Source organism: Streptomyces sp. SID14478 (assembly GCF_010548525.1).
Classification (GTDB): domain Bacteria; phylum Actinomycetota; class Actinomycetes; order Streptomycetales; family Streptomycetaceae; genus Streptomyces.
Map to the genome: position 1 here is coordinate 1 of NZ_JAAGMG010001307.1, position 17,678 is coordinate 17,678.

Genomic DNA, 17,678 nt, shown 5'->3' on the forward strand with positions numbered 1-17,678 from the left:
CAGGGTCCGGCCCGCCGCCGCCAGGTCGTGCGGCCCGGCGTCCGTGAGGGCCGCGCCGACCTGTTCGGCCTGCGCCAGCAGCGCCGCGTCGTTGTGTCCGGACAGCAGCAGCGGCACGACGGGCATCGGCGCGGCCGGATCGGCGCTCTCCTCGGCCGGCGGCTGCTCCACGATGACGTGGGCGTTGGTGCCGCTGATGCCGAAGGAGGACACGCCTGCCCGGCGCGGCCGTTCGGCCTCGGGCCACGGCACCGCCTCGGTGAGCAGTTCCACCTCGCCGGCGGACCAGTCCACGTGCGGGCTGGGCTCGTCGATGTGGAGGCTCTTGGGGAGCACCCCGTGCTGCATCGCCATGACCATCTTGATGACGCCGGCCACACCGGCGGCGGCCTGGGAGTGCCCGATGTTGGACTTCAGGGAGCCCATCAGGAGGGGCGAGGGGCGCTCCTGCCCGTAGGCGGCGAGCACGGCCCGCGCCTCGATGGGGTCGCCCAGCGTGGTGCCGGTGCCGTGGGCCTCCAGCGCGTCGACGTCCGCGGCGCTCAGGCCCGCGCTGGTCAGGGCCTGGCGGATCACCCGCTCCTGGGAGGGGCCGTTGGGGGCGGTGAGGCCGTTGCTCGCACCGTCCTGGTTGACGGCGCTCGCGCGGATCACACCGAGGACCCGGCGGCCGTTGCGCCGCGCGTCGGAGAGCCGCTCCAGCAGGACGACTCCGGCGCCTTCGGCCCAGGCCGCCCCGTCCGCCTGCGCGGAGAAGGACTTGCAGCGGCCGTCCGGGGCCAGGCCGCGCTGCCGGCTGAACTCGACGAACAGGGTGGGCGCGGCCAGCACTGTCACCCCACCGGCCAGGGCCAGGCCGCACTCGCCGTTGCGCAGTGCCTGCGCGGCGAGGTGGATCGAGACGAGCGAGGAGGAGCAGGCGGTGTCGACGGTGATCGCCGGCCCCTGCAGGCCCAGGGTGTAGGCGACACGGCCGGAGGCGACGCTGACCGTGCTGCCGACCGACAGGTAGCCCTCCAGCGCCTCGGGGGTGTCTTTCAGGCGCGCCGCGTAGTCGTTGGCCATGACCCCGGCGAACACACCGGTCCTGCTGCCCTTGAGCGAGGTCGGGTCGATGCCGGCGCGTTCGAAGGCCTCCCAGGAGATCTCCAGCAGCAGGCGCTGCTGCGGGTCGATGGCGGTGGCTTCCCGGGCGCTCACCCCGAAGAGTTCGGGGTCGAACTGGGGAGCGTCGTAGAGGAATCCGCCGTGCCGGGTGTACGAGGTGCCCGCGTGGTCGGGGTCCGTGTCGTACAGGCCGTCCAGGTCCCAGCCGCGGTCGTCCGGGAACGGCCCGATGGCGTCCCGCCCTTCGGACAGCAGCGCCCACAGCTCTTCCGGGGAGCTGACCTCGCCCGGGTAGCGGCAGGCCATCGCGACGATCGCGATCGGTTCGTCGACGGCGCCGGCGACCGGGGCGGCCGCGAGCTGCGCGGCGGCCGCGCCGAGCAGTTCGGTGCGCAGGTATCCGGCCAGTTCGATGGCGGTCGGGTACTCGAACACCAGCGTCGCGGGCAGCTTCGTGCCCGCGGCGGCGCTCAGCCGGTTGCGCAGTTCCACTGCCTTGAGCGAGTCGAAGCCCAGCTCGTTGAAGGCCCGGTCGGGGGCGACCTGCTCGGGGTCGGTGTGCCCCAGGACGGAGGCGACCACGCCGCGGACCAGTTCCAGCAGCGTGCGCTCCTGGTCCTTCAGGGCCAGCGGAGCCAGGCGGTCCTTGAGGGAGTTCCCGCCGCTCTGTTCGCCGGCGGCGGCGCGCCGCGCCGGACGCACCAGGCCGTGGAAGAGGGCGGGCAGCGTGCCGTCGGCGCTCTGGGCGCGCAGTCCGGTGTGGTCGAGCAGCGCCGGGACGAGCGCCGGCCGACGGGTCGCGAGGGCCGCGTCGAACAGCGCGAGGCCCTGCTCGCTGCCGATCGGGGCGATGCCGCCGCGGGACAGGCGCGCGAGGTCGGCGTCGGTCAGGTGGCCGGTCATCCCGCTGCCCTCGGCCCACAGACCCCAGGCCAGCGACGTACCGGGCAGGCCCAGGGCCTGCCGGTGGTGCGCGAGCGCGTCCAGGTAGGTGTTGGCGGCGGCGTAGTTGGCCTGCCCCGGGGTGCCGACCGTGCCGGCCAGCGAGGAGAACAGGACGAACGCGTCCAGTTCCAGACCGGCCGTCAGCTCGTGCAGGTGCCGGGCGGCATCGACCTTGGGGCGCAGTACGGTGTCGAGCTGCTCGGCCGTCAGGGCGTGCAGCGTGCCGTCGTCGAGGACGCCGGCGGTGTGCAGGACCGCGGTGAGCGGGTGCCGCGCGGGGATCGCGTCCAGCAGCGCGGCGAGCGCCTCGCGGTCGGCCGTGTCGCAGGCGACCACGGACACGTCGGCGCCGTGGGCCGTGAGTTCGGCCTCCAGCTCCAGCATGCCCGCCGCGTCCCGGCCGCGGCGGCTCGCCAGCAGCAGGTGCCGTGCGCCGTGTTCGGCGACGAGGTGGCGGGCGAACAGCCGGCCCAGGGTTCCGGTGGCGCCCGTGATGAGCACGGTGCCCTCGGAGTTGAGCGCGGGCACGGGGTCGCCGGTCGTGGGCGACGCGACCAGCCGCGGGACGAGCAGTGCGCCTTCGCGCAGGCTCACCTGTGCGTCGGGGACGGCCAGTGCACGGCCGAGCTCGGCCTCGGACAGGTCCCAGTCCGTCAGGTCCAGCAGGCCGAACCGGTCGGGGTTCTCGGTCATGGCGCTGCGCACGAGCCCCCACACGGGAGCCGCGCCGAGTCCGGCGGGTGTGCGGGCGGTCGTCGCGTCACGGGTCACGAAGACGAGTCGCGAGGCGGTGAACCGCTCCTCGGCGAGCCACTGCCGGGCCAGCCGCAGGGCCCGGTGCGCCACGGCGCCGGGGCCGTCCTCGCCGGGGAAGGGGGCCACGACGAGCGGCGGGGTCCCGACGACGGAGTCGAGGTCCGGGTAGCTGCCCAGCGGCGCGGGCAGACCGTGGCCGGCCTCGTCGAGGACGGCCCATCCGGCGGCCGGGTCGGTCCGGGGGGCGCTCGTCCACTCCACGTGGAGCAGCGGCCGGCGGGGGGTGCCCTGGCCGGTCAGCTGCGCGGGGTCCACGGCCCGCAGGTCGAGCGTGCGCACCGACGCGATCGGCGCGCCGCTCGGGTCGGCGAGGGACAGGGCGGCGCCCCTGCCCTGCGGGGTGATCCGTACGCGCAGCACGCTGGCGTCGACCGCGTGCAGCCGCACGCCGGTCCAGGCGAACGGCAGCACCAGGCGGCCGTCCTCCACGAGCGCCAGCGGGTGCAGGGCCGCGTCGAGGAGGGCCGGGTGGATCCCGAAGTCGCCCGGCGGGACGTCCTTCGGGAGCGCGACCTCGGCGAACATCTCCTGCCCGGCCCGCCACAGCGCCCGCAGGCCCTGGAAGACGGGCCCGTATTCGAAGCCCCGCTCGGCGAGGGTGTCGTAGGCCTCCGTCAGGTCGACCGGCTCGGCGCCGGCCGGGGGCCAGACGGTGTCGGACACGACGCCCGGACGTCCTTGCCCGTGGCCCAGTACGCCGGTGGCGTGCAGCGTCCACGGGTCGAGCGCGGCGGCGTCGGACTCGGACCCCGGCTCGGGTCGGGAGTGCACGGACAGGGTGCGCCGGCCCCCCTCGTCGGGGGCGTCGACCACGACCTGGAGCTGTACTCCCTCGCGGGCGGCCAGCACCAGCGGTGCCTGGAGGGTCAGTTCGTCGAGCTGGTCGTGGCCCGTGTGGTCGCCCGCGCGAAGGGCGAGGTCCACGAAGGCGGTTCCGGGGAGCAGCACGGTGCCGGCCACGGCGTGGTCCGCGAGCCAGGGCTGTGTGTCCAGGGCGATCCTGCTGCTGAGGACCAGCTTGTCCTCGTCGGCCGTCCACAGTGCGGCGCCGATGAGGGGGTGCCGCTCGGCGGCCATGCCGAGTCCGCTCGCGTCCCCGGCGTGCGCCGGTCCCTCCAGCCAGTGGCGCCGGCGCTGGAAGGGGTAGGTCGGCAGGTCGACGGCCGCGCCGAGTCCGCCGGTCACGGCGGCCCAGTCGAGCGGGGCGCCCTGCACGTGGGCCTGCGCCGCGGAGGCGAGGAAGTCGTCGAGGCCGCCCTCGTCGCGGTGGAGCGAGGGCACGGTGACGGCGTTGTCGTACGACGTGGCGTCGATCGTCTCCTGGAGTGCGATGGTCAGCACCGGGTGGGCGCTGGCCTCGATGAAGACGCGGTGGCCCTGGTCCAGCAGGGTCCGGGTGGCTTCCTCCAGTTGGACGGTGCGGCGCAGGTTGCGGAACCAGTACGTGCCGTCGAGCTCCGTGCCGTCCAGCGGCTGTCCGGTGACGGTGGACAGGAAGGGCACCTCGACGGCGCGCGGGGTGAGCGAGGACAGGGCGTCGACGAGTTCGTCCCGCAGGCTCTCGACGTGCGCGGAGTGGGAGGCGTAGTCGACGGGGATGCGCTTGGCGCGGATGTTGTTGGCCTTGCAGTGGGCGACCAGTTCCTCAAGGGCGCGCACCTCTCCGGCGACGACCACGGATCGCGGACCGTTGTGGGCGGCGATGTCGACGGCGCCGTCGAACCGCGTGAGGAGTGCGCGGACCTCGTCGGCCGGCAGGGCCACCGAGACCATGCCGCCCGTCCCCGCCAGCTTCACGATCGCGCGGCTGCGCAGCGCCACGACCTTCGCGGCGTCGTCGAGCGACAGTGCGCCCGCCACCGCGGCCGCCGCGATCTCGCCCTGCGAGTGGCCCATCACCGCGTCCGGCTCGATGCCCACCGAGCGCCACAGCGCGGCCAGGGACACCATCACCGCCCACAGGGCCGGCTGCACCACGTCCACCCGGTCGAAGCCGGGCGCGCCCTCGACGCCGCGCAGGACGTCCAGCAGCGACCAGTCCGTGAAGGGTGCCAGTGCCTGCTCGCACTCCACCAGCCGGGCGGCGAACACCGGGGAGGAGTCGAAGAGTTCCAGGGCCATGCCCTGCCACTGCGAGCCCTGTCCGGGGAACACGAACACGGTCTTGCCCGCGCCGGAGACCGCGCCCTGCACCAGGTTCGGCGCGGATCCGCCGCGGGCCAACGCGTCGAGACCGGCCAGGAGTTCGTCGCGGCTCGCGCCGGAAACGGTTGCCCGGAAGGGGAGGTGCGGGACCCGCGTCGCGAGGGCCGAGGCCACCTGCGCCGGGTCGGTGGTCTGCGCGGCCAGCAGTGCGCGTACCTGGCCGGCCCGCGCCGCCAGGGCCGCCTCGCTCTTCGCCGAGACCACCAGCGGGAGGCCCGGCGCCGGTGCGCCGGCCGCGGCCGGCTGCGGGCCCTGTTCCAGGACGACATGGGCGTTCGTACCGCTGATGCCGAAGGAGGAGACGGCCGCGCGGCGCGGGCGTGCCACCTGCGGCCACGCCCGATGCTCGGTGACCAGCTCCACCGCACCCGCCGACCAGTCGACGTGCGGCGTCGGCTCGTCCACGTGCAGCGTCGCCGGGAGCTCTCCGTTGCGCATCGCCATCAGCATCTTGATGATGCCCGCGACGCCCGCAGCGGCCTGCGTGTGGCCGATGTTCGACTTGATCGACCCCAGCCGCAGCGGCTCTTCGCGGTCCTGGCCGTAGGTGGCGAGGAGCGCGTTGGCCTCGATCGGGTCGCCGAGCCGGGTACCGGTGCCGTGCGCCTCGACCGCGTCGACCTCGTGCGGGGCGAGGCGGGCGTTGGCGAGGGCCTGGCGGATGACGCGTTCCTGCGAGGGCCCGTTGGGGGCGGTGAGGCCGTTGCTCGCACCGTCCTGGTTGACCGCGGAGCCCCGGATCACGCCGAGGACGGTGTGCCCGAGCCGCTGGGCGTCCGACAGACGCTCCAGGACCAGCATGCCCGCGCCCTCGCCCCAGCCCGTGCCGTCGGCGGACGCCGCGAAGGACTTGCAGGTCCCGTCCGGCGACAGGCCGCGCTGCCGCGAGAACTCGACGAAGGTCGTCGGCGTGGACATCACGGTGACACCGCCGGCGAGGGCCATCGAGCACTCGCCCTGGCGCAGCGCCTGAGCGGCCAGGTGCACCGCCACCAGTGACGAGGAGCACGCCGTGTCCAGCGTCACCGCCGGCCCCTCCAGACCGAACGTGTACGCCACCCGGCCCGACAGGACACTGGCGATCGTGCCGGTCAGCAGATGCCCCTCGAAGCCTTCCGGGGCGCTGCCCAGCCGCGACCCGTAGTCGTTGTACATCACGCCCGCGTAGACGCCGGTCGAGGAGCCGCGCAGCGAGGCGGGGTCGATGCCCGCCCGCTCCATCGCCTCCCACGCGACCTCGAGCAGCACCCGCTGCTGCGGGTCGGTGGCGAGCGCCTCGCGCGGGCTCAGGCCGAAGAACTCGGCGTCGAACTCCGCCGCGTCGTAGAGGAATCCGCCCTTGCGCGTGTACGACTTGCCGGTCTTGTCGGGGTCCGGGTCGAAGAGGCCTTCCACGTTCCAGCCGCGGTCGGAGGGGAATTCGTCGATCGCGTCCCTGCCCTGTGCCACGAGCTGCCACAGGTCCTCCGGTGAGGAGACCCCGCCCGGGTAGCGGCAGCCCATGCCGACCACGGCGATCGGTTCGTCCCGTCCCGGGGCGTGGGCGACCACCGACGGGACGGTGGGCGTTGCGGTCGCGTCGAGCCGCTCCAGCAGGAAGTCCACCACCGCCTGCGGCGAGGGGTGGTCGAAGACGAGGGTGGTGGGCAGGCGCAGTCCGGTCACCGAGCCCAGCCGGTTGCGCAGTTCGACACCCGTGAGGGAGTCGAAGCCGGTGTCCTTGAAGGCCTTGGCCGGCTCGATGTCGGCGTGGGCGCCGTGCCCGAGGACCAGCCCCACGGTCTCCCGTACGGTCTGGAGCACGGCCCGCGCCCGCTCCGGCGCGGGCAGCGCGAGCAGCCGCTGGACCCAGGACGACCCGGCGCCGCGGGCGGCGCCTGCCGCCTGCCTTCTGCCGGCGCGGACCAGGCCGGTGAACAGCGCGGGCAGCGCGTCCTCCTGCGCGCGGGCGCGCAGGGCGCCCAGGTCGAGTTCGGCGGGGACGAGCAGCGGTTGCGCCGAGGCGAGCGACGCGTCGAACAGGTCGAGGCCCAGGTGCGGGGTCAGCGGGACGATGCCGCTGCGCTTCCACCGCGCGACGTCGGCGTCGGCGAGGGATCCTGCCATGCCGTCGGCGCTGTCCCACAGGCTCCACGCGAGGGAGGTGGCGGGCAGGTTCCGGTCGCGGCGGTGCTGCGCGAGGGCGTCGAGGAAGGTGTTCGCGGCCGCGTAGTTGGCCTGTCCCGCGTTGCCCATGAGGCCCGCTATGGACGAGAACATGACGAACGAGGCGAGGTCGAGGGACTCGGTGAGGCGGTGGAGGTTCCAGGCGGCGTCCACCTTCGGACGCATCACCCGCTCCAGGTGGTCGGCCGACAGCGACGTGACCGTCGCATCGTCCAGGACGCCCGCCGTGTGCACGACGGCCGTCAGCGGACGCTCGTCCGCGGCCCGCTCCAGCAGGCCCGCCAGCGCGTCGAAGTCAGCCACGTCGCATGCCGCGACCTCGGCGTGCGCGCCCGACGCGGCCAGTTCCGCCACGAATTCGGCGGCGCCCGGCGTCTCGGCTCCGCGACGCGACACCAACAGCAGGTGCCGTGCGCCGTGGTGGGTGACCAGCCGGCGTGCCACCAGGCGGCCCAGGGTGCCCAGTGCGCCGGTGACCAGGACGGTGCCGTGCGGGTCAAGGCCCTGCACGGCTCCTGCCTCGACGCCCGCGGCGCGTGCCAGGCGCGGCACGAACAACTCGCCGCCGCGCACCGCCACTTCGGGCTCGCCCGAGGCCAGCGCGGCGGGCAGCAGCGGCGTACCGTCCTCGTCCACGTGGGCGAGGACCAGTCGGCCGGGCTGTTCGGTCTGCGCGGTACGGATCAGGCCGACGAGCGGGGCCGTGTGCAGTGCGCCGTCCGGCACGGCGAGGACGAGGCGGCTCTCCGCGAACTGCGGGGCGGCCAGCCAGGCGCGCACCGTCTCCAGGCCGTGTGCCGCCGTGGCGTGCGTCCGGTCCAGTACCTCTGTGGCGGCTACCTCTGCGGCGGCGCCCACGACGAGTTCCTGCTCGCCGATCACCACGAACTCCGGTGCGGCCGTTCCGGCGTCGACCGCGGCGCCGAGCGCGGCGAGGTCCGGGTAGGGCGCCTCGCCCAGCCGGACCCACCGCTGGTCGGCGACCGGGTCGCCCGCGGGGACGGCCTCCCAGGCCACCCGGTACAGGGACTCCACGGCCGGGCCGGCGACGGCGAGTCGGTCGCGGGCGATCGGCCGCAGGGCGACCGACTCGATCTCCGCCACCGCGGCGCCCGCGCCGTCGGCGAGCACGAGCCGGGCCGTGTCCTGGCCGGTACGGGTCCAGCGGACGCGCAGCACCGTGGCGCCGACCGCGTGCAGCACGAAGCCCGAGAACGAGAACGGCAGACGGATCGTGTGGTCGTCCTGTGCCGAGTCGGCGGCCTCCAGCACGAGCGGGTGCAGGACCGCGTCGAGGAGGGCGGGGTGCGCGCCGAAGCGCGCGGCCTCGCCGTGCAGTCGGTCGGGCAGGGCGACCTCGGCGAACAGGTCGTCGCCTGCGCGCCAGGCGGCGCGCAGGCCGTGGAAGGCCGGCCCGTAGCCGTAGCCCAGCTCGCCGAGGCGGTCGTAGACGCCTTCCAGCGAAAGGGGCGTGGCATCGGCCGGGGGCCACTGGTCCAGGCGGGCGCCGGGCGAGGGGACGCAGGACGTGAGCAGGCCGGACGCGTGGGAGGTCCACTGCTCCTCGCCGGTGCGCGCGTACACGGTGAACCGGCGGTCGCCGCGCGCGTCGGCCCCCTCGACGGTCAGCCGCAGCTGGGCGCCCGTCTTCTCCGTGAGGGTCAGGGGGGCTTGGAGGGTGAGTTCGTCGACGGTGGCGTAACCGAGCTGCTCGGCCGCGGTGCCCGCGAGTTCCAGGAACGCCGTGCCCGGGACGAGGACCGTGCCGCCGATGGCGTGATCGGCCAGCCACGGGTGCGAGGACAACGACACCGAGGCCGAGAACTGCACCGCGTCGCTGTCGGGCTCCGTGATCACCGCGGCCAGCAGCGGGTGGTCCATGGCCGTCAGGCCCAGGCCGGCCGCGTCGGCGGAGCGCGGCGCGTCCAGCCAGAAGCGCTCGCGCTGGAACGCGTACGTCGGCAGGTCCACCACAGCGGTCCCCGGCAGGAACCCCGCCCAGTCCACTTCCACGCCCTGGGCGTGCACGGCGCCCAGGGCGGCGAGCAGGGAATGCTTCTCGGCGCGGTCCTTGCGCAGCACGGGGACCACGACGGCGGCCTCGGTGTCGGCCAGGCACTGGCCCGTCAGGCCGGCGAGCGTCGCGTCGGGGCCCAGTTCCACGAACGCCGTCACGCCGAGACCGGCGAGCGTGGTGATGCCGTCGGCGAACCGGACCGCGGAACGCGCCTGAACGGCCCAGTACTCGGCGGTGAACTCCTCGATCAGTTCACCGGTGACATTCGACACCACAGGAATCCGCGGCGCCGCATACGTCAACTCCCTTGCGACAGCAGTGAGTTCCTCCAGGACTCCGTCCAGGTGCGCGGAGTGGAAGGCATGGCTCACCTTCAGCCGGGTCGCCTTCACGCCCTCCGCGCGCGCGAGCTCCAGAACGTCGAGCACCGCCGACTCGTCACCGGAGATCACCGTGCTGTCCGGGCTGTTGAACCCGGCGACGTCCACACCGGTACGCCCGTCGAGCCACCCCGCCACGCGGGCTTCCCCCGCGTTGAGGGCGACCATCGCGCCGCCCGCGGCGACGCCGTCCATCAGACGCGCCCGCGCACACACCAGCCGCGCCGCGTCTTCGAGCGAGAGCACCTCCGCCACGTGCGCCGCCGCCAGCTCACCCACCGAGTGACCCACCAGATAATCCGGAGTCACCCCGTAGTGGACAAGGAGACGGAACAGGGCCACCTCGACGGCGAACAGCGCCGGCTGCGTGAACGCCGTACGCTCCAGCAACTCCGGCTCGCCCACGATCACCTCGGCGAGCGAACGCTCCAAGTACACGTCAAGCGCCGCGACGACCTCATCGAACGCAGCCGCGAACACCGGCTCCACCGCATACAACTCACGCCCCATACCGACGCGTTGGCTGCCCTGCCCCGAGAACAGGAACGCGAGCGCGCCCGTCGCGACAGCGCCGGCCGGGGTCAACGCCCGCAGCGCGTGCAGGAGTTCCTCGCGGGTCTCCCCGACGACGACCGCGCGGTGGTCGAAGCGGGCGCGCGAGACGGCCAGCGAGCGGCCCACCGTCGCGACGTCCAGCTCCGGGCGCTCCGCCAGGAACGACGCCAGCCGGTCCGCCTGCTCCACCAGCGCGGCCCCCGACTTGGCGGACACCACCCACGGCACCGGACCCGGCACCGAAGGCTCCGCCGCCGGGGCTTCGCCCTGCGCGGCCTGTTCGACGATGAGGTGGGCGTTGGTGCCGCTGATGCCGAAGGACGAGATGCCCGCCCGGCACGGCCGGTCGAGCCGCGGCCACTCCTGGGCCCGCGTCAGCAGCTCCACCGCGCCGGCCGACCAGTCGACGTGCGAGGTCGGCTCGTCCACGTGCAGCGTCGCCGGGAGCACCCCGTGGCGCATCGCCATGACCATCTTGATCACGCCCGCGACGCCCGCCGCGGCCTGCGTGTGACCGATGTTCGACTTCAACGAGCCGAGCCGCAGCGGCTCTTCGCGGTCCTGGCCGTAGGTGGTCAGCAGCGCGTGCGCCTCGATCGGGTCGCCGAGCCTGGTGCCCGTGCCGTGCGCCTCCACCGCGTCGACCTCGGACGCCGACAGCCGGGCGTTGGCCAGCGCCGCGCGGATGACCCGCTCCTGCGAGGGCCCGTTCGGGGCCGTCAGGCCGTTGCTCGCACCGTCCTGGTTCACGGCGGAGCCGCGGATCACCGCGAGCACCTGGTGCCCGTTGCGCTCCGCGTCCGACAGCCGCTCAAGGACCAGCAGCCCCACGCCCTCGGCCCAGCCCGTGCCGTCCGCGGACGAGGAGAACGCCTTGCACCGCCCGTCCGGCGACAGTCCGCGCTGCCGGGAGAACTCCACGAACATGCCGGGCGTGGCCATGACGGACACACCGCCGGCGAGGGCCACGGAGGACTCGCCCTGGCGCAGCGACTGCGCGGCGAGGTGGAGTGCGACGAGCGAGGACGAGCAGGCGGAGTCGACCGTCACCGCCGGGCCCTCCAGCCCGAAGGTGTAGGCCAGCCGGCCCGAGGCCACGCTGGCGGTGTTGCCCGTCAGCAGGTAGCCGTCGTGTCCGCCGGACGGCTCGTGCAGCCGCGGCCCGTACTCCTGGGCCGTCGCGCCCACGTACACACCGGTACGGGTGCCGCGCAGCGCGGCGGGGTCGATACCCGCCTGCTCGAAGGCCTCCCACGCCGTCTCCAGCAGCAGCCGCTGCTGGGGTTCCATCGCCGCCGCCTCGCGGGGGCTGATACCGAAGAACTCGGCGTCGAAGCGGTCGGCGTCGTGCAGGAAGCCGCCTTGGGTGGCGTAGGTCGTGCCGGGGCTGTCCGGGTCGGAGGTGAGGAGCGCGTCGAGGTCCCAGCCGCGGTTGGTCGGGAATCCGCCGACGGCGTCGACCTCGCCGCTGACCAGGCGCCACAGGTCCTCGGGGGAGGCGACCCCGCCCGGCAGCCGGCAGGCCATGCCCACGATCGCGATCGGCTCGTCGAGTGCCATGGCCTCGTACGCCTCGTCGTCCTGGCCCTGGTCCAGGCCGTGGAGCTGGGCGTCGAGGTGTGCGGCGAGTGCGGCCGGGGTCGGGTGGTCGAAGAGGAGGCCGGAGGGCAGCGAGAGGCCGGTGGCCTTGTTCAGCGCGTTGCGGAGTTCGACGGCGGAGAGGGAGTCGAAGCCCAGGTCCTTGAAGGTGGCGTCGGCGTCCACGTCGCGCCCGGATCCGTGGCCGAGGACGGCCGCCACGTGCGCCCGCACCAGCGCGAGTTCGTCGCCGCGCGGTGCGGGGCGCTCAGGACCGGTGCGCCGTGCGGTTCCGGTCGGGGCCGGGGCCGGTTCGATCGCCGGTCCGTCCAGCCAGAAGGGCTGGCGCTGGAAGGCGTACGTGGGCAGGTCCACCAGGCCCGAGCCCGGCAGGAGCCGCTGCCACCGCACCTCTACGCCATGGACGTGCACGGCGGACAGGGCGCTCAGCAGGGAACTCCGTTCCGGGCGGCCGCGGCGCAGCGCGGGAACCACCACCGCGTCCTCGACGCCCGCCAGGCACTCGCCTGCCAGACCCGCGAGCGTTGCGTCGGGGCCCAGTTCCACGAATGCCGTCACGCCGAGACCGGCGAGCGTCGCGACACCGTCGGCGAACCGGACCGCGGAACGCGCCTGAACGGCCCAGTACTCGGCGGTGAACTCCTCGATCAGTTCACCGGTGACATTCGACACCACAGGAATCCGCGGAGCCGCATACGTCAACTCCCTTGCGACAGAAGTGAGTTCCTCCAGAACTCCGTCCAGGTGCGCGGAGTGGAAGGCATGGCTCACCTTCAGCCGGGTCGCCTTCACACCCTCCGCGCGCGCGAGCTCCAGAACGTCGAGCACCGCCGACTCGTCACCGGAGATCACCGTGCTGTCCGGGCTGTTGAACCCGGCGACGCCGACACCCGAACGGCCCTGCAGCCACTCGGAGACCCGTCCCTCGTCCGCGTTCAGGGCGGCCATGGCCCCTACTGCGGCGACGCCGTCCATCAGACGCGCCCGCGCACACACCAGCCGCGCCGCGTCTTCGAGCGAGAGCACCTCCGCCACGTGCGCCGCCGCCAGCTCACCCACCGAGTGACCCACCAGATAGTCCGGAGTCACCCCGTAGTGGACAAGGAGACGGAACAGGGCCACCTCGACGGCGAACAGCGCCGGCTGCGTGAACGCCGTACGCTCCAGCAACTCCGGCTCGCCCACGATCACCTCGGCGAGCGAACGCTCCAAGTGCACGTCAAGCGCCGCGACAACCTCATCGAACGCAGCCGCGAACACCGGCTCCACCGCATACAACTCACGCCCCATACCGACGCGTTGGCTGCCCTGCCCCGAGAACAGGAACGCCACGGCAGCGTCCGGCACCGTACGCCCCGACACCACACCGGCCGCGGGCTCTCCCGCGGCCAACGCCCGTACACCGGAAAGGAGTTCCTCGGAGGTCTCTCCCACCACCACCGCACGGTGGTCGAAGCGGGCACGCGAGACGGCCAGCGAGCGGCCCACCGCCAGGGCGTCCAGCTCCGGGCGCTCCGCCAGGAACGATGCCAGCCGGTCCGCCTGGCCGGCCACGGCCTCGGCCGACTTGCCCGACACCACCCACGGAACGGCGCCCGTGCCGGATCCGGCGCCGGGCAGGTCCTGTTGCGCCGCCGGCTCTGTGCGCCAGTCCGACAGCACGACGTGGCAGTTCGTGCCGCCCATGCCGAACGAGCTGACGCCCGCGTAGAGCGGCTCCTCGGGGCGCGGCCACGGCTCGACGCTGCGCTGCACGGCGAGCTTCCACTCGTCGAACGGGATGTCCGGGTGGGGCACTTCGAAGTTCAGGCTCGGCACGAGCTCGCGGTGCCGGATGCACAGCGCCGCCTTCAGCAGGCCGACGATGCCGGCGGCGCCTTCGAGGTGTCCGACGTTGGTCTTCACCGATCCGACCCGCAGTTCGGCCCCGTCGGCGCGCCCGTCACCGAGCACCGCGCCCAGCGCTGACGCCTCGATCGGGTCGCCCACCTTGGTGCCCGTGCCGTGCAGTTCGACGTACTGCACCTGCTCGGCGGAGACGTGCGCACGCGCGTACGCCTGCCGCAGGACGTCCCGCTGCCCGGCCGGGCTCGGCACCGTGAGGGCCTCGGACGCGCCGTCGTTGTTCATCGCGCTGCCGTGCAGCACGCAGTAGACCGGGTCGCCGTCCGCGAGGGCGGCGTGCAGCGGCTTGAGCACCACGAACGCGCCGCCTTCGCCGCGTACGTAGCCGTTCGCCCGCGCGTCGAAGGTGAAGCTGAGACCGTCGGGCGACAGTGCGCCGAACCGCTCCGCGCCGAGGGTGCTGTCCGGCACCAGGTTGAGGTTGACGCCGCCGGCGATCGCCATCGCGGACTCACCGCGGCGCAGGCTCTCGGCGGCCAGGTGCACGGCGGCCATCGAGGAGGACTGGCCGGTGTCCACGGCCGTGCTCGGCCCGTGCAGACCCAGCGTGTAGGAGATCCGGTTGGCGACCACGCCGCGGTTGAGGCCGGTCAGGGTGTGGCGGGTGATGCCGTCGGCACCCTGCTGATGCGTGAGGGCGGCGTAGTCGTCGGCGATGACGCCGACGAAGACACCGGTGCGGCTGTCGGTGAGGTCGGACGGCAGGATCCTGGCGTCCTCCAGTGCCTCCCAGGCGAGTTCCAGCATGAGCCGCTGCTGCGGGTCCATCGACGACGCCTCGCGCGGGCTGATGCCGAAGAAGCCCGCGTCGAAGCCGCTGACGTCCTCCAGGTATCCGCCCGGCCGCGCGGGCAGTTCGGGACGGCTCGCCGGGGGCGCGCCGATCGCGCTGCGGCCTTCGCGCAGCAACTGCCACAGTTCGGCGGGGTTCTGTGCGTGCGGCAGTCGGCAGGACATACCGACGATGGCGATCGCTTCGGTCGGTGTCGACGGGTCCGCTTGGAATTCAACCATGATCGGGCTGCCCTACCTATTTTGTTACGTACGATGCTTGAGCGGAGACGTAGCACCCGCAGCCGCGCTGGGGGTGCTACGTCGATTCATGCCGCTTAGGGACTGGACGATTCAAAGAGGGCGGCCGGCTCGTATTGCGAGACGAGCGTCCGCTTGAGGACTTTTCCGCTGTTCCCCATCGGGAAGGCGTCGGTGAACTCGACCCGGCGCGGGTATTTGTACGCGGCGAGCCGCTGTTTCCCCCAGGCGACGAGTTCCTCGCCCGACGCGGCGCTCGCGTCCTGCGGCGCTGCCGGCACGACGATCGCCCAGACCTCCTCGCCGAGTTCGGGGTGCGGCACGCCGATCACGGCCACCTGCGCCACGTCCGGATGCCCGGCGAAGACCTCTTCGACCTCGCGCGGATAGACGTTGTAGCCGCCACGCAGGATCAGGTCCTTCTTGCGGCCCACGACCGAGAGGTAGCCGTCGGCGTCCAGCCGGCCGAGATCGCCGGTGAGGAACCAGCCGTCGACCAGCACCTCGGCGGTGAGGTCCGGGCGGCCGAGGTAGCCGGCCATGACGCTCGGTCCGCGCACCACGATCTCGCCCACCTCGCCGACGGGCAGGAGCTCGATCCTGTCGGCATGCGGCCGGGCCGTTCCGACCGTGATGCCGGTGATCGGCACACCGACCGTTCCGGGGCGAAAGGTCAGACCGGGATAGTGATAGGCGACGCTGCAGGAGGTCTCGGTCATTCCGTAGCCCTCGTACACGGGACATCCGAAGGTGTTGCGGACGTCGTCGAGGGTCTTTACGGGAAGCGCCGATCCCCCGCTGAACACCCGGTCGAGCCGAGGAATCGGCTCTCCCTGGGCCACCGCGTCGAGCAGCCGGAAATACATGGTCGGTACGCCCATGAACACCGTGCAGCCGTGTTCCGACATCAGGGCGAGGGCCTGGCGCCCGGAGAACCGCGGCATCAGGACGATGGATATGCCGGCGCGGAATCCGGTGAGCATGCCGCAGATCTGGCCGAAGCCGTGCGACAGCGGCAGACATCCGAGCAGGACGTCGTCGCCCCTGAACGCATACGGAGTGGTGACCATCCGCTCGACGTTGTACAGAATGTTGCGGTGGGTGAGCATCACTCCCTTCGGTTCACCCGTCGTGCCGGACGTGTAGAACACGACAGCGACGTCGTCGGGTTCCCGCACCTCGCACGCGTCGATCGGCGCCGCGTGCCGTGCCGCGTCCTCCACGTCGACCGCGCCCGCAGGACCCGGGCCGACGGTGAGGAGCGCCGTGCCGAGCGGCTCCGCCGCCTCGCTCGCCTGGGCGAGCAAGGAGGCGGCGCACACCAGGTATCCGGCGTCGGCATCGGTCAGTACGTGCCCGATCTCCGAAGCGGTCGCCATGACGTTCAGCGGGATCACGACGGCGCCGGCCGCCAGCGCGCCGAAGTACACGACGGGGAACTGCGGGGTGTCGACCAGGAGCATGGCGACGCGGTCCCCCGGCCTGACCCCGTTGGCCTGCAGCACGGAGGCGTAGCGACGTGCCTGGTCCCACAGCCACCCGTAGGTGAAGTGCTCGGACTCGTAGATCACGGCGGAGTGGTCGGGGCGCTGCGCCGCCATGTCGGCCAGCACACCGGCAACGGACATCGTCATCGGGTCAGCAGTCCGACTTTCTCGGCGGTGCGGGCGACGCCACCGCGGAGCCCGGAGGTGGACCAGTCCCGGGAGCTCGCCGTCGGGATGTCCAGTTCCTGCCAGATCCCGTGGAGGGCCTGGGCGAACTTCTCGACGTCGCTCTGCTCGTGCACGGCGGACGGCGCGATGCGCAGGATCTCCTCGCCCGCGGGCACGCTCGGGGCGTTGATGGACTGGACGTAGATCCCGTGCCGCTCGAACAGCAGCTGGGAGGCCCGCTTGCACAGGTCGTCGTCGCCGACGAAGGCCGAGACGATGTGGGAGTCCGTCGAGATGAACGGGATGTCGGCCTCGATCAGCAGGCTGTGCAACAGTCGCGCGTTCTCCGAGAGGACCTTGCGCTCGACGTCGGAGGAGCGCAGGTAGCGGACCGAGGCCAGCGAACCGGCCGCGATCGCCGGCGGCAGCGAGGTCGTGAAGACGAAGGAGCGCGAATAGGTCCGCACCGCGTCCACGAGGGCCGCCGGTCCCGCGATGTAGCCGCCGACCGTGCCGTACCCCTTGGCCAAGGTGCCCATGACGACCGTGAACCGGTCGGCTATGCCTTCCTGCGCGGCGATGCCTGCGCCCTGCGGGCCGTACATGCCGACCGCGTGGACCTCGTCGATGAACGTCGTGGCACCGTACTTGTCCGCGATGTCGGCGATCGCGGCGAGCGGCGCGACGTTGCCCGACATCGAGTAGACCGACTCCGCGACGATGAGCTTCGGGGAGGCGGCGGGGGCGGCCGCGATCAGCTCTTCGAGGTGGGCGACGTCGTTGTGCCGGAAGACGTGCTTCTTCGCGCCGCTGTGCCGCAGGCCGTCGATGATCGAGGCGTGGTTCTTGGCATCGGAGAACACGATGGTGTCCTTGGGCGTTCCCGCCAGCACGGTCAGGGCGCCCTCGTTGGCCGTGTACCCCGAGGTGAACAGGAGGGCGGCCTCCTTGCCGTGCAGGTCCGCCAACTCGTTCTCGAGAGTGACGTGGTGGTGGTTGGTCCCGCCGATGTTCCGGGAGCCACCGGAGCCCACGCCGTGGACGTCTATCGCGGCCTGCACGGCCGCGACGACCTGGCGGTTCTGGGCCATGCCCAGGTAGTCGTTGCTGCACCAGACGCTTACTTCCGAATCCACCCCGTCGCGCCGGGCGGAAGCCAGGGGGTAATTGCCGGAACGACGGCCGATCTCCAGGAACTCACGCTTGCTTCCAGCGAGATCGTCAGCGGTTTTACCATTCACGTACGATGCCAGGTGGACGTTCATTTACTCGCCTTCTCGACTTTGCGGTTTGATG

The 17,678-nt window shown here is 72.8% G+C and carries 3 protein-coding genes; all 3 read right to left on the reverse strand.

Annotated elements, in window-relative coordinates:
- Positions 1–14,709 (reverse strand): type I polyketide synthase (locus G3I40_RS41350; protein WP_164559942.1); only part of this gene is annotated, 14,709 nt, incomplete at its 3' end.
- Positions 14,710–14,804: 95 nt separating this feature from the next.
- Positions 14,805–16,361 carry a long-chain fatty acid--CoA ligase gene (locus G3I40_RS41355; protein ID WP_164559943.1) on the reverse strand — a complete coding sequence of 519 codons (1,557 nt, stop codon included), beginning with the start codon at positions 16,359–16,361 and terminating at the stop codon, positions 14,805–14,807.
- Positions 16,358–17,647, reverse strand: a complete 1,290-nt coding sequence (gene hemA, locus G3I40_RS41360; RefSeq protein WP_164559944.1) for a 5-aminolevulinate synthase — start codon at positions 17,645–17,647, stop codon at positions 16,358–16,360. Before hemA ends, G3I40_RS41355 begins: the two co-directional genes overlap by 4 nt.
- Positions 17,648–17,678 lie beyond the last annotated feature (31 nt).